Raw genomic sequence first — 13,699 nt, 5'->3', positions numbered from 1 at the left:
CTGTCATGAAAGCCAAGCATGAACCGGTCTTTGATCGTCTGATCAGTCTGTGCTCCCCGGCCGTATCGACAGAAATCCGGTCGCCGCCGCAATCAGCGTGGCCGCACCAATCTTCAAGGCGGCCTCGTCGACGCGAAATTTGGGATGGTGAAGCGGAAAGACCGAGCCAACCTGCTCATTACGGATTCCGAGCCGGAAATAGACCGATGGGCGCTTCTCGCTGTAGTAGCCAAAATCGTCGGCAATGGTCCATCCGGGCGTGTTGAGGACATTGTCGGCGCCGATGCAGGCCTTGCCGCTGGCGACAACCAGTTCGGCCATCTCGGCGTCGTTGACGACCCCAGGTTCGCCCTTGTGTATGGCGAGTTCCACACTGGCGCCGTGGCTCGCTGCCGTGCCCTCGAGGATTTCGCGAACACGCCGCCAAGCCCGCTCGCGGGTTGCATCGCTGCCACTGCGGATGGTCCCTTTCAAGGTGACCTTGCCGGCGATAACATTGTAAGCGCTGCCGCCGTTGATACCGGTGACTGAAATGACCAGCGGATCGTAGGGATCAATCTCGCGCGAGACGATCTTCTGCAACTCGCTCACCATGGAGCAGGCCACGGCGATCGCATCGATGCCCTCATAGGGCTTTGCCGCATGGGCCGCCTCGCCGATGACGACGGCATCGAACGTATCGCACGCCAGCGTGTAGGGACCAGAGCGCACCGCGATCTTGCCGGATGGCGTATACGGATCGACGTGAAGGCAGATCGCGGCGTCGATATCGTCGAGCAGCCCCTCCTCCACCACACGTTTGCCGCCCGAGGGCGAGTCCTCCTCGGCCGGTTGAAAGATGAGACGCACGGTGCCGCCAAAATCGGCCCTTGATTGATGGAGGTGCGCGGCAACCGCGAAGCCCATCGATGCGTGGGCGTCGTGGCCGCACGCATGCATCACGCCGGGATTTGTCGAGGCGTAGTCGACGCCGGACTCTTCTTCGATCGGCAAGGCATCGATATCGGCGCGAATGGCAATCTTTCGATTTGACGGTTTGCCGGTGCCGACAATATCGACGGCCAGGCCAAAGCCCGCGACATCGCGAATATCGGTTATTCCCTCGCCGGCCAGCTTTTGCCTGAGATAACGCTGCGTGTAGGCCTCGCGGTTCGACAGCTCGGGATTGCGGTGCAGATGGCGCCGTATTTCGATCATGCGGTCGAGAAGCCCGGCGTCGATGTCGACCGCGCCGGGACCGGCGACATCGCCTGCCATGGCCGAACCCTCAGGGTTTGACATGGATCTCTCGCGGGAACTTCGTCAGGGTCTCATGGCCGGTTTCGGTTACCAGGATGGTTTCGGAGACCTCGATGCCCCAGCCATCCATCCACATTCCGAGGATGGAATGAAGGACGTTGCCGGGTTGAAGTACCGTCTTGTCGCCGGGCCTGAGGCTGATCGTGTGCTCGCCCCAATCGGGCGGATAGGCGACGCCGATGGAATAGCCGATGCGCGATTCCTTCTTCAATCCGTAGCGCTGGATGACCTTGCGCCACGCACCTTCGACCGCTTCGGCCGATGTTCCCGGCCTGACCGCATCGAGAACCGCATCCATGCCCTCGATCACTGCCTTCGCCGTGTCCGAGACGCGCGCCGGCGTCTTGCCCAGTTGCATCGTTCTTGCCAGTCCGGCCGCATAGCGGCGGCATACACCGGCCAGTTCCAGCGCAATCGTCTCGTTGTCTCCAAACCGCCTGTCGCTCCACATGATGTGCGGGGCCGAGGCATTCTCGCCGCCGAGGATTGTCGGCGGAAGAGCGGTGATGTCGCCCGCGAAATCCGGGTTGCCGGCGATCTGCGCGGCCTGGATGGCAGCAATGGCATCGCATTCGCGCACGCCAGGAGCGATCACCTCGAAGGCCCGCGTCACGGCCGCCTCGGCCAGGATCGATGCCTTGCGCAGATAGGCGATCTCGGGTGCCGATTTGACCGCGCGGATCCAGTTCACCAGAAGGTCTGCATCGTGCCATTTGGCGTTGGGAAGGCCGGCGACGAGCCTGGCATGTGCCTTTGGCGAGAAATAATAGGCTTCGAGCTCGATGCCGATATGTCTGGCACCCCATCCCCTGGCGGCGATCCAGTTCGCGATCCAGTCCATGGGGTGGCGATCGGCCCGCTGAACATGATCTTCCGGGAAGCCAACCACGTTCTCGGGCTTCATCCATGCCGTCAGAAGACCACCAGCCGCATCCATGGCGCGCCCGATCCAGACCGGCTCGACCTCTTCCAAGGGAACCAGCACCACCTGCGGCGTGTAGAATGACCAGCCATCGTAGCCGGTGATGTAATGCTGGCTGGCAACGTCGTTGACGACAAGTAGCTCGAGACCGCGCCTCGCCATCTCGGCGCGGATCTTGCGAAGCCGCTGCTGGTATTCGTCGCGGGCAAACGGCAGTTCGATCATCTCTACTCCATGCTCTGTTCAACGGGTTGCGAGGCTTGCCCACCATTGAAGCGTTTTCCCATGACGGCAATCGGCCAAGGGCGACAGGTGAACAGGTCCTAGGCCGGGTATGGCCTACGCCCCATCGGGCGCTTGGGATGCCGCTTCGATTTATTTTTGAATTCCATTTGACTGAAAAAATCTTTGGTGCGAACCTTGCGTCAACCGAGGGCGCAAGGCATGGCATTGCGGGGGACCAATCAGGAGTTCGGGCGGCCGTACAACCGGCGCATCGTGCTTGAGTCCATCCGCCTTCATGGACCGATCGCCCGTGGCGAGATCGCCAACCGCGTCGGGCTTACCGTCCAAACGGTCTCGACCATCGTTCGCGAATTGGAAGAACAGGGCTACATCCTCTCGGTGCGCGAAGAGCCGAAGGGGCGCGGCCTGCCTCCTGCGACGCTGCGGATCAATCCCGAGGGCGGCTATGCAGTCGGCATCCACATCACCCCGCTGGGCATCAATGCCGCCTTGATCAATCTGAGTGGCGACGTGATCGAGAGCACCTATCGCGAAGCCCCGAACGCGACGCCGAACCATGCCTTCGACCTGATCGGCGCGATGGCGATCGAATTGACCAGGTTGCGGGCTGGAGGACGGGTGCTTGGAGTCGGCCTGGCCCTGCCCGGACCATTCGGCGTCGAATCCATGAGTTTTGTCGGCCCGACCACCATGAGCGGCTGGAAGGATGTGGCGCTGCGCGAGCGGCTGGCGGCCTCGACAGGGCTGCCGGCCTTCTTCGAAACCGACATGGCTGCGGCGGCCATGGGCGAGCGGCTCTACGGCCTCGGCGCTCAATTCTCTGAATATTACTATCTCTATTTCGGCGTCGGCCTAGGCGGCGTCATGGTTCATGACGGCAGCCCACTGCGTGGCGCCTGGGGAAATGCCGGCGAGGTCGGGCACATCCCTGTCGTTCCCGGGGGCGAGGCCTGTCCTTGCGGCAACCGGGGTTGTCTCGAAAGATACCTCTCGCTCGAGGCGCTCCGACGCTGGAACGGCAGCGAGGCCGATTGGGTCGCGGAAGTCGCACCGATCTTTCACAATGCCATTGCCGTCATCGAGAATCTCTTCGACCCCGAAACGGTCATCCTCGGTGGGCTGGCATCCACCGACCTGCTCGAACGGCTGGCTGGCTCGACCGAAGGTCTCCACAACTCCGTTTCCGCGCGCGAGGACCGCACGACGCCCCGGGTCATGGTCGCACGGGGCGGCCAGCATTCGGTATTGCGCGGTGCCGCCGCCCTCGCGGTTTCCGGAGTGCTGTCGCCCCGCTTCGGCCAGATGTTCACGGCCGAGCGCGAACGCGGCCGCGATCTCCTCGCGCCCAAGGAGATTGCCGCATGAGCGAACCGCTGCTGGTACTCGACAACGTCACCAAGAACTACGGCGCGATCGAAGCGCTCAAGGGAATCAGTTTCTCCATCGGCAAGGGTGAGGTCGTCGCGCTGCTCGGCGATAACGGCGCCGGCAAGTCGACGCTGGTCAAGATCATCGCCGGCGGGCTGGAGCCGACCTCCGGCCGCATGCTGTTCGAGGGCAAGGAGTTTCTTGCCAGGTCGCCGGCCGAGGCGAAGGCGGCGGGCATTGAAACCGTCTACCAGGACCTGTCGCTGTGCACCAATGTCGATGTGGTGGCGAATTTCTTCATGGGCCGCGAGATCACCAGGAAAGTCCTGGGCATTCCCGTGCTCGACGAGCGCGCCATGGAGGCCGTCGTCGCGAAGGCGCTGGCCAGCGCCGGCACCCGCATTCCATCACTGCGCACCAATGTCGAGCACCTCTCGGGCGGCCAGCGGCAAGCCATCGAACTCAACCGGTTCGTGCATTGGGGCGGCAAGCTGGTGCTTCTCGACGAGCCGTTCGCCGCCCTTGGCGTCGAGCAGACGCGGCGCGGCCTCGACATGATCCGCCAGGTGGCGAGCCAGGGCATCGGCGTCGTCATCATCACCCACATCATGCAGCAGGCTTTTCAGGTCGCCGACCGAATCGTGGTGATCCGGCAAGGTGTCGTGGCCGGCGATGTCGCCAGAAACAAAACAAGTCCCGATGCGGTGATCAACATGATCACCGGCGAGACGCTTGCCGGTGCCGGACCGGCTGGCTGAGGGACAAAAAGAGGGGTCCGGCTCAACAGGAGCGAACGACATGAAGCGAATACTTCTTGCTGTCTTCGGTATCCTGGCACTGGCCTTTGCCACGCTCACGCCGGCATTCGCCCAGTCCAAGGGGACCGTCTACTATATGGTGCCGACATTGCTGGACGAGTTCCAGACCGGCTCGGTGACCGCGCTGGAACTGTTCCTGAAACAGGTCGGCTACGAGATAAAGACGCTGAACGCCGACAACAAGACGGACGCCCAGCAATCGCAGATGAACGACGTCATCGCGCTGAAGCCAAAGGCGATCATCCTGGCGGCGGTCGATTTCAACGCGTTGAAGCCGTCCATCGAGGCCGCACGCGCGGCCGGCATCCCGGTGGTCGAGTTCGACCGCCAGATCACGTCGACGCCTTCCGACTTCACCTCGGTGGCGGGTACCGTCGAGATCGGCCATATCGCCGCCGACCAGGCGGAGAAGCTGCTGAAGGCGAAGAACGGTTCGGTGAAGGGCAAGGTGCTGCAGGTGCTCGGCGATCCCGGCGATCCCTACACGCTCGACATCCAGAAGGGTTTCGAGGAGAAGATGAAGGCGTTCCCGGACGTCAAGATCATCTCGCTGCCGGCCATGCAATGGGAAGCCAGCAACGCCGGCACCATCGTCGCCGACCAGATGCTGGCCAACCCCGACATCGACCTGATCTTCAGCCATGCCGCGCATCTCTCGGTCGCCGCCGTCGCCTCGCTCGAGGCCGCCGGCAAAAAGCCGGGCGACGTCATGCTGATGAGCTCGAATGGCGCGCCGGTCGGCCTCGACCTGATCCGCAAGGGTTGGCTCAACGTCGAAGTCGAGCAGCCGCTCTACGCGCAGGCCGCGGCCGTCGCCATGTTCATGGACAAGGTCGCCAACAAGCAGGAGATCAAGCCCGGCGACTATGACGTGCTGGGCCTGAAATCGACCGTGACCAAGGAAGCGTGGGGGCCGAACATCAAGATCCCGGGTGCCGCCATCACCAAGGAAAACGTCGACAATCCGGCCTTCTGGGGCAACCAGAAGGCGCCGACGGATACCGTCAAACCGGTCGAATAGGCCGACCGCATAAGGTGCTCCGGACCAAGCTGGTCCGGAGCCGCTTCTCCGCAACATCAATCCGCGCAAGATCCTCGCCGAAATCGAGTTTTCGGGGTTCATGCGCCAGCCGGATCAGCTCATGAACCCCCGCACCCGCCATGCCCTGGAGTTCGTCCTCGACAACCTTGTCTGGTTCATGCTGGTCTTCGTGCTGGTGGTCTTCTCCATCTTCATCCCGAGCTATTTCCAGCTCGGCATCTTCGCCAACATCATCGAGGCCTCGAGCGTGCTCGGCGTCATGTCGATCGGCCTGGCGCTGGTCATCATCGCCGGGCACATGGACCTGTCGGTCGAATCCGTCGCGGCGCTCAGCGCCATGGCGGTGGGCATCCTGTTCTGCTCGTCGGGCATCGGCCTTGGCATCCAATTGCACCCGGAATGGCTGATGGTCCCTGCGTCGCTGCTGCTGGCCCTGGCCGTCGGCGGTCTCATCGGCGCCTTCAACGGGTTTCTGGTGGTCAAGGTCAAGATGAGCGCCTTCATCATCACGCTGGCGTCCTACATCTGGGTGCGCGGCCTGGTGCTGGTCATTTCGGGCGGCCGCTCGGCTCAGGATCTGGCACCCGCCATCCGCTGGTTCGGCATTCAGCGGCTGATCGGCCTGCCGCTGACGGCCTGGATCGCCATCGCCTGTTTCGTCGTCTTCTCGCTGATCATGGCCAAGACGCCGTTCGGCCGGCACCTCGTGATGATCGGCGGCAACGAGACGGCGACCTTCCGCGCCGGCATCCGGGTGAACCGCAACCTCATCATCGCCTTCGTGCTTGCCGGCGCCATCGCCGGCCTTGCCGGCTGGCTGCTGGCGATCCGCACCTCCGGCGCCACGGCAAACCTCGGCGTCGGGCTGCTGTTCAACGCCTTTGCCGCGGTCGTCATCGGCGGCGTCAGCCTGAAAGGCGGCGTCGGCACCCTGCCCGGCGTCTATGCCGGCGTGCTCCTGCTCTCGGCCATCAACACGGCGATCAACCTGATGGGACTGCCGGCCAACTTCACCCAGGTCATCCATGGCCTCCTGGTGCTGGCCGCGGTGCTGCTCGACGCATTCAAGCAAACCATTCGCCAAAGACTCGCATGACAGGACGGCTCGCATGACCGGAAGACTGAAGGACAAGGTGGCGCTGATCGTCGGCAGCGCGCGCGGCATCGGCAAGGGAATCGCGCTGCGCTTCGCCGAGGAAGGCGCAAGTCTGGTACTCGCCGACGCCGAGGCCGGGGCCGGACAAGCGACAGCCGACGAACTGGGCGTCCCCTTCATCCGCACCGACATCTCGCAAATGGCCGACGCGGAGGCCGCGGTGGCACTGGCGCTGAAGCATCACGGCCGCCTCGACATCATCGTGCAGAATGCCGGTATCTATCCCTGGCAACTGATCGAAAACACCAGTGCCGACGACTGGGACCGCGTGATGGCCGTCAATCTGCGCGGCACGTTCAATGCCAGCCGCGCCGCACTGGTGCCAATGAAGGCGCAGCGCTCCGGGCGCATGCTCTACACCTCCTCCATCACCGGCCCGCACGTGACCAGTCCCGGCCATGGCCATTATTCGGCCAGCAAGGCCGGCATCAACGGCTTCATCCGGGCGGCGGCGCTGGAATTCTCCGGCTACGGCATCACCGTCAACGGCGTCGAGCCCGGCAACATCCTCACGGAGGCCATCCAGCAGCATCGCGGCGCCGCCTATATCAAGAACATGGAGGATTCCATCCCGCTCGGCCGCCTCGGCAGTCCGCGCGACGTCGCCAATGCCTTCCTGTTCCTGGCCTCGGACGATGCCAGCTACATCACCGGCACGACCATCGTCGTCGACGGCGGGCAGTTACTGCCCGAAGGCAAGGATTTCCGGATGGCGCCGCCGTGATTCCTTAACCCGCGAGGAAAAGTCGCCGCTCTTTCCGTCGCCGTTCCGCGGCTTCCTGCAAAGGCTTACCGAAACCAGTTGAACAGCTGTTCGAGCATTCCGGGCGGTTCCAGCGAGAACACGGCGCGAAATGTCGTCGGCCGATCGCTGGAAAATGCCGATGCAAGCGGTCGAGAATAGGATGCCGTGCGTCCGTCATCCGATATCGTGCCACTTGTCTCGATGATGCGCGGAGCCGTCACCGTCCATGCAATGTGCCTGCCTGACATCTTCGCCAATATGAGGGTCTGCAGCCCTTGCGCCATCGGATCGTCGGCATACTTGTCGGTTGGCTTGAGACTGGGGAAATTGACGACGAATTCGTAATTGTCCCCTACTCGATTGAGCTGCACGCCCTGCTTCTTGTCTCCTCCGATATTGGCGTTCGAAAGAGCCGCAACGAGATCGTCCGTCTTGCCGGAGAAAAACAGCGAGCAGACCTCATCGCTGCCCTCGGTTTTCTGCTCGGCGGTTCCGGTTATGCCCGGCGACGACAACAGCTTGTCGGAACTGCACCATTTGCCGTTCGCGTTCTTGGCCATCGCCAACAGCGAGGCATCCACCGCTATCCGGATATTGGCCGTCGCGGTCCCATCGCGCCGGAATGCCAGATCCTGCTTCACGTCGAAGCAGCCCGCCACCAACAGACATCCGACCAGCGAGACGACGATGTTACGACGAACAGGGAATATCCAAAAACGCATCACATCTACGTTCAAATCTTGGCCCGGGGTCTCTTTTCGCGGCACCCTTCACAAAAAGCGGCCAGCCGATGATGCGAAATCTGGTGGGCGATGACGGACTCGAACCGCCGACATCTTCGGTGTAAACTATGGGCTCCTCACCCAAACCCGCACAACTCCGGCAAGAGAGCACTTCGCGAAGTGGTCCTTTTCGCACGTGTTCATAAATCGTTCCACTGAATCAGGTTCGGCGGACCTTAGAGCACTTTGTAAATGCGCTGTCACCATGGAGAAGGCAATGAGCAAGCTGACCAAAAGCATCATGAATTTGCATGACGAGACGATGGAGACGCTACGAGAGGCTGTGCCCAGATCTGCGCCAGCCGCTTACCGTGTCATCACGAACAACACGGCGATGTCATTCTATCTGACGCGCGAAGATGCTGAGCACGGCGCGAACAACCGGCTGGCTTATGTCAAGGGCTGCACTAACGCCGTGGTAGAGCCGCTCTATGCCATGCCTGCGGAGGAAAAGACACCGGAAATGGTAGAGAGAGTTGCCCGAAGTGGCGTCAGAAAAAGACAGCCGCTTCTACCTTAGCATGAAGCCGATGAACGATCAGGTCAATGCGATCCTGCGGAACACCGGCGACGTTTACGCCACGTATCCGTTGCCGCCTGTCATCGGCCCTTCACCTCGCGATAGCCGACAGGAGCATGGTTCGCCATGATGTGGATCACAGCACCCTTGTGGCCGCACCGCTCGCATTTGCAGGCCTTGGCAATCCGGGTTTCACCGATCATGTCATAGTCGGCGCCGTAGCGCTCTATGAGCATATCCAGGGGTAGCGGCTTTCCATGCCCGCAGTTTGGCCCGGCACAGTTCGCCATCAGCCCTTCACCTGCTGCTTTGATCTCCGCGAGAGTGCTCATGGAGCCGATATAGTGCAGGGCTAGGGAGTGGGGAAGATCAGGGGGCGAAGCCGCCTTTGACCATAAACACCAGCACCGCGGCGAGAATCCCACCAATGATCGTGCGGCCGATCCATTTGAGCGTGCCTTGGACCTCGTTGACGCCCTTGCCAACATGATCAATCTTGACGTTCATGGCTTTCCACTGCTCTTCCTTGCGGGCGTCGGAAACGTCTGTCTGCTGCTTCCAGGTCTCCAGCGCAGTGAGCCGCTGCGCATGCTCTGCGCCTCGGTGTTCAGCACTGACCATGCGGCTCCTCAGATCGCCGTCCATCGTTTCATCCACCATGTCTTGCTGCCCTTTGATGCACTGCTATGGCTTCCAGCCGCAAAGCTTTTCGCCCTTGCGGTTATGAGCCAAGATCGCCGAGACCGATGCATCCGAGAGCGTGGCGACTTCTGCCTTGGTCGGGCGGATCGGATGCTCTACGGCGCAAAAACTCCCTGAAGAAGTGGTGCATGCACTTACAAATGCCGTCGCGCAGAAACAGAACAAGCGCGCAAATCTGATAGCGGCGCTCACAGTTCTTTGGTACAAATAGCGAACCCGCCGAGCGTTACGAGCGCTGCGAGCGGGTTCTAACCACTGAAGCTCAGGAGGCTCCACATGGCTACTCCCCGAATATGCTCGATTCCTGATTGCGGCAAGCCGGCCGTCTGTCGCGGATGGTGTAAAAGACACCACATGGGTTGGTATAGGCATGGGGACCCTCTTAAGGTTGGCCGAGAGAAAGGCGAGCCCGCTCGGTTTCTAGAGAAGCTCTTCGCATCAGACCCAAGGGATGGTGATTGTATCTTGTGGCCATTCGGTAGGAACGACGCTGGATACGGCCAAGTCTACTGGGGAGGGATACGGGACTATGCCCACAGAGTATCGTGCGCGCATCGCAACGGCCCCGCACCAACCGCCAAACACGAGGCGGCTCATTCCTGCGGAAATGGCCATTTGGGATGCGTCCACCCTCGTCACCTGAGGTGGGCAACCCACGAACAAAACTTTGGCGACATGCTCGCTCATGGGACGCGGCAACAAGGCGAAGATCATCACAACGCGCGACTGAACGACCGCGATATCCGAGACATCCGGGCATCGCCGTTAAGCCGCTCTATGCTGGCTAAAAAGTACCGCGTCGCACCGCGCACAATCGCCGATGTCGTCAATCTGAAAACATGGCGACATGTAGTCTAACTCTTTGACCACTGACCCAGTTCCTTCCGGTTGTCTGCTGGCGGGCGCCCTGCCACGGCGTCATCGATCTTCTGGGCTTCTGTGGCGGCGGCGGCAGTTTCCACCGCCTGCCGGTGGCGCTCGGCGGATGCCCCGGACAGCCGCCCCTTGATGAATGCGCCGGCTACCGCAACGATTGCTGCGCCGATGCCGATGATTGTCGGGTTGGTGAGGATGAAGCCGAGGAGCGCGGTCATTTGATCCTCGATATCAAGAACACGCCACAGCAGCCGAAGGCGGCCATGACGGCTATCGCCTGCCAGAGCGTGATCGGAAGCCAAATTGACCAAAGGGCCAGCCCGAGACCGGACGCCAAGGCCATCACACCGAACGCGGCTACACTGGCCAAAAAGACGACCATGGTGCCGATTGCCGATCCGAGACTTTCCATCTCACTTCTCCTCGGCCGGCGGCGGTGGCGCAACCATGCCGCTCGGCCCGTCGCGCACCGCGTTGATGACCAGCTTGAGCAGCGCCAGCGTGCCGGTGACCTTCAGAGCCATTTCCGGCTGGATGCCGAACATGGTCCAGTCGAACCCGGCCACGGCGCTGATGATGAGGATCAGCGTGTTGATGAAGTTGTGAAAGCTGTTGGAGTTGAACCATTTCATTGGAAGATGCTCCCGAAAAAGGCGGTGATATGGCTCCAGAAGCCGGCGAGCGCCATGACGAGCAGGGCGAGGACGCTGACAGCCGCTCCGGTCTTGGACGGGGGCTTGGCGGGCAGCGGTTGCGGCCCGCGCGGGGCGGCCGGCTGCGGCGCGGGAATCGGCGCGGAAGGCGCGGGAATGCTGGGTTGCGAGGTGGCCGGCTGCGCGGCCATGATCAGCGCTTGCTCGCGCACCGACTTTACGCGGGCGGCCCAGCCTTTGCCGAAGGTTCCCCATGTGCCAAGACCCTGGAGGAAGCTCAAGCGCCGGTCGCAAATCTCATCGATGACGGTTGACGACAGCATGGCGCGCGTGGCCTTGAGCGTGGCCGGGCCGATACGCCCGTCGACCTGGACGCCGACGACTTGCTGGAGGTATTTTGCCGCCCTGCCCGGCCCGCTGTTCACGGCGAAATCAAACACGGCATAGTCAACGCCGTCGGGCAGTTCCGCGCCAAGCACCGCATCCCAATAAAAGCGCCGGTAAACCGTGCTGATCTGCTCGGGCGTGATGTTGCGCAGATCGTCCTTGGTGGCGTTCTGCTGGACATAGAGGCGGAAATTCGCCAGAGTGACGCCGCGCATTGTGGCGCCGCCGGGATCGGCCGGGTTGTCCGACCATCCGCCTTCGGATTTCAGGACCAGGGCCAGCGCTTTAGCGAAATTGCGGTCCATTTCTCTTCCTTTTCGTTCGCTTCCCGCTTCGGATTCTGCTATAAAAGCTGGTCGCGATGGGGGATTACATGCCCAATACTGCCGAGAGACTTGCTCCGAAGCCGCCGAAACCACCGCCAAAGGAGCCGCAAAAGGTTAAAGCCGACGACTTCGAAGGCGGCCCGAAAGTCGAATGGGAGGCGCATTTCGGCCAAGCTACATCCACGAAATGTTGACCTTGCCGGCGTCGAAGGTGTCAGTCCCATTGATCGTGGTCAGCCTGACGCGATCGAGCACGCCTGCGAGAGACTTGTTGCCGCCGCCACCAGCAGTATAAGCGACCACACCGTTGCCAACGCTGCCTCCATACGCCCATTGGTTGGCTGCGGCGTCCAATAAGCTAAGGGTCAGCAGGCCACTGACATTCTCGGCTGCGGCGAAAGTTGAAACAATGAATCCGGTCGAATGGTTGGTTCCAAGTGTGGTGCCATTGTTTCCGGGATTCGTAGTGGCGCCAACATAGCCTGTCGCCTCTACGCCACCAGAGGAACCGAGTCTGAGGAGCAGTGACGACGACCCGGAGGTCGACACCCCGGCCAATGCGATGACTACCTGTGTCGCCCATGCGGGGATGCCGGTGAAATCGATCGCCGTGCCCGAGGTTGATGCAACCGGAGTTCCTGTGACACGGCTCCCGCCCCATGCTGGCGCAGTCGCGCCGGCATTCATGACGAGCGATTGGCCCGCCGTGCCTTTGGCAAGCCTCGCCTTGGCCTTGGCTCCTGAGAAATATTCGATATCGCCTGCCGCCGTTGAGGCCGGGATCGGCAAGAAAAGCTGCGTTGCGGCGCTGTCGCCGATCGCAATGGCGTTATCGTCGGTGTCCCACTGGATATCGCCTTCCGCGGTTGGCGTCGGCGCGGCGCTCTGCTTCAGTGTCAGCGTCGGCTGGACCAGCGTGTTGACAATAAGGCCGCCATTTGCCCGCTGGTAGCTCACGCATTGCCAATTACCGCCGCCAAGCGACCGCATGGTTGCAACGTCGTTCGCTGCCGTGACGATGTTGGCCGCACCCGGCAGGATCATCGACGTTGCGTTGTAGGTGAGCGTCAGGATGCCGGCGAAGGTCAACACGCGCTCGGCGCCGGCCGCGAGTGTGCCGAAGCTGGTGATTGTCACCGTTCCGGTGATGGTGAGTGCAACACCGGTGGCGTTGGCCAGGTTGACGGTGGAGGCCGAGGCGATGCTTGCGCCGGCAACGTTCAGGTTGTCATTGCCGCCGACGGCTGTCCCGGATCCAGTGCCGCCAGCCGTGACCGGCCGCGCCGCGTTGGCATCGGCTACGAGATCGGCGACAAGGGCGTTGTAAGGCGCGCTCGCAACCGTCGTGTTCGGGACTGCCGTTGTGCCCGGAGGGGCTGAGTATACTCCACCAGCGCGCGGCATTGAGGCTCCTACTTCCATCTCGGCAAGATTTCTGCGATGGTGCAGGCGGGGGATGCGAAATGAACAGATGCTTGATTTTCGTCTTGGCGATCGCCATTTCAGGCTGTCAATCGAAGCCGATTCAACAGATGAGCTACGCCGAAACGAAGGCTCTTGCGCTCGAGCTGCACAAACGATGCGCGGCGGAAGGTGCCCCGCAAGGCTCACCGGAGTTCGATGCTTGCATGCAACAGGAAGTTAATCGGGAAGTCGCTACCCGGCAGGCAAACGCTGACGCGCGCCGGCGTCTTGGCGATGGCCTGGCCGCCGCTGGCGCCAACATGCAGCGCAACGCAGCAGCGCACCGCCCAATCAATTGTACCTCGACGCCCGGCATGGGTGGCGTCGTCAACACCAATTGCTATTGATGGGCTGGCGGCTTCTCCAGATCATCGTGGCGATGGGTTTCCTATT

17 protein-coding genes are annotated in these 13,699 nt (G+C 61.9%); 7 read left to right on the top strand and 10 right to left on the bottom strand.

Going from position 1 to position 13,699, the window contains the following annotated elements; genetic code table 11:
• Positions 1 to 42 precede the first annotated feature (42 nt).
• Positions 43 to 1,281: a M20 metallopeptidase family protein gene (locus AC07SZ_RS04195; RefSeq protein WP_494913373.1), complete on the bottom strand. Its 1,239-nt coding sequence runs from the start codon at positions 1,279 to 1,281 to the stop codon at positions 43 to 45.
• Complete coding sequence (locus tag AC07SZ_RS04190) at positions 1,268 to 2,446, bottom strand: M24 family metallopeptidase (protein WP_494913372.1); 1,179 nt, start codon at positions 2,444 to 2,446, stop codon at positions 1,268 to 1,270. Before AC07SZ_RS04190 ends, AC07SZ_RS04195 begins: the two co-directional genes overlap by 14 nt.
• A gap of 219 nt (positions 2,447 to 2,665) precedes the next feature.
• On the opposite strand from AC07SZ_RS04190, the gene AC07SZ_RS04185 reads away from it, so the two are divergent.
• The 5 genes from AC07SZ_RS04185 (at position 2,666) to AC07SZ_RS04165 (ending at position 7,575) form a co-directional block, all read left to right on the top strand.
• Positions 2,666 to 3,832 carry an ROK family transcriptional regulator gene (locus AC07SZ_RS04185; RefSeq protein WP_494913370.1) on the top strand — a complete coding sequence of 389 codons (1,167 nt, stop codon included), beginning with the start codon at positions 2,666 to 2,668 and terminating at the stop codon, positions 3,830 to 3,832.
• Positions 3,829 to 4,593, top strand: coding sequence for an ATP-binding cassette domain-containing protein (locus AC07SZ_RS04180; RefSeq protein WP_056562321.1), 765 nt, complete (start codon positions 3,829 to 3,831; stop codon positions 4,591 to 4,593). The genes AC07SZ_RS04185 and AC07SZ_RS04180 overlap by 4 nt, the downstream gene beginning before the upstream one ends.
• 40 nt (positions 4,594 to 4,633) lie before the next feature.
• Entirely contained in the window at positions 4,634 to 5,674 is a 1,041-nt protein-coding gene (locus tag AC07SZ_RS04175) for a sugar ABC transporter substrate-binding protein (RefSeq protein ID WP_056562324.1), read from the top strand.
• Between the two features lie 121 nt (positions 5,675 to 5,795).
• Positions 5,796 to 6,791, top strand: coding sequence for an ABC transporter permease (locus AC07SZ_RS04170; RefSeq protein WP_494913369.1), 996 nt, complete (start codon positions 5,796 to 5,798; stop codon positions 6,789 to 6,791).
• 13 nt (positions 6,792 to 6,804) lie between these two features.
• Positions 6,805 to 7,575 carry an SDR family oxidoreductase gene (locus tag AC07SZ_RS04165; RefSeq protein ID WP_494913367.1) on the top strand — a complete coding sequence of 257 codons (771 nt, stop codon included), beginning with the start codon at positions 6,805 to 6,807 and terminating at the stop codon, positions 7,573 to 7,575.
• 65 nt (positions 7,576 to 7,640) lie between these two features.
• On the opposite strand, the gene AC07SZ_RS04160 is transcribed toward AC07SZ_RS04165, so the two are convergent.
• On the bottom strand, positions 7,641 to 8,318 hold the full coding sequence (locus AC07SZ_RS04160) for a hypothetical protein (protein WP_494913365.1): 678 nt from the start codon (positions 8,316 to 8,318) through the stop codon (positions 7,641 to 7,643).
• A 277-nt stretch (positions 8,319 to 8,595) separates the two neighbouring features.
• Here AC07SZ_RS04160 and AC07SZ_RS04155 point away from each other — a divergent pair, with 277 nt between their 5' ends.
• Positions 8,596 to 8,898 carry a hypothetical protein gene (locus AC07SZ_RS04155; protein WP_494913363.1) on the top strand — a complete coding sequence of 101 codons (303 nt, stop codon included), beginning with the start codon at positions 8,596 to 8,598 and terminating at the stop codon, positions 8,896 to 8,898.
• Positions 8,899 to 8,978: 80 nt separating this feature from the next.
• On the opposite strand, the gene AC07SZ_RS04150 is transcribed toward AC07SZ_RS04155, so the two are convergent.
• The 7 genes from AC07SZ_RS04150 to AC07SZ_RS04120 form a co-directional block, all read right to left on the bottom strand.
• A complete protein-coding gene (locus AC07SZ_RS04150) occupies positions 8,979 to 9,230 on the bottom strand; it encodes a hypothetical protein (RefSeq protein WP_494913362.1) in 252 nt (83 codons plus the stop codon).
• A 37-nt stretch (positions 9,231 to 9,267) separates the two neighbouring features.
• Positions 9,268 to 9,543, bottom strand: coding sequence for a hypothetical protein (locus AC07SZ_RS04145; protein ID WP_494913361.1), 276 nt, complete (start codon positions 9,541 to 9,543; stop codon positions 9,268 to 9,270).
• A 911-nt stretch (positions 9,544 to 10,454) separates the two neighbouring features.
• Complete coding sequence (locus AC07SZ_RS04140) at positions 10,455 to 10,694, bottom strand: ABC transporter permease (RefSeq protein ID WP_494913359.1); 240 nt, start codon at positions 10,692 to 10,694, stop codon at positions 10,455 to 10,457.
• Entirely contained in the window at positions 10,691 to 10,888 is a 198-nt protein-coding gene (locus AC07SZ_RS04135; RefSeq protein ID WP_494913358.1) for a hypothetical protein, read from the bottom strand. The genes AC07SZ_RS04140 and AC07SZ_RS04135 overlap by 4 nt, the downstream gene beginning before the upstream one ends.
• A gap of 1 nt (position 10,889) precedes the next feature.
• Complete coding sequence (locus AC07SZ_RS04130) at positions 10,890 to 11,108, bottom strand: hypothetical protein (protein ID WP_494913357.1); 219 nt, start codon at positions 11,106 to 11,108, stop codon at positions 10,890 to 10,892.
• On the bottom strand, positions 11,105 to 11,935 hold the full coding sequence (locus AC07SZ_RS04125; RefSeq protein WP_494913635.1) for a glycoside hydrolase family 108 protein: 831 nt from the start codon (positions 11,933 to 11,935) through the stop codon (positions 11,105 to 11,107). Before AC07SZ_RS04125 ends, AC07SZ_RS04130 begins: the two co-directional genes overlap by 4 nt.
• A gap of 81 nt (positions 11,936 to 12,016) precedes the next feature.
• Positions 12,017 to 13,246 (bottom strand): hypothetical protein, encoded by a 1,230-nt coding sequence (locus AC07SZ_RS04120; protein ID WP_494913356.1) that lies wholly within the window; start codon positions 13,244 to 13,246, stop codon positions 12,017 to 12,019.
• Positions 13,247 to 13,317: 71 nt separating this feature from the next.
• Here AC07SZ_RS04120 and AC07SZ_RS04115 point away from each other — a divergent pair, with 71 nt between their 5' ends.
• Complete coding sequence (locus tag AC07SZ_RS04115) at positions 13,318 to 13,653, top strand: hypothetical protein (protein WP_494913354.1); 336 nt, start codon at positions 13,318 to 13,320, stop codon at positions 13,651 to 13,653.
• Positions 13,654 to 13,699 lie beyond the last annotated feature (46 nt).

Source organism: Mesorhizobium sp. GW821-FHT07A06, from assembly GCF_059419085.1.
The sequence above is the reverse complement of the archived record's forward strand: the minus strand, read 5'-3'. Positions and strand labels throughout refer to the sequence as shown.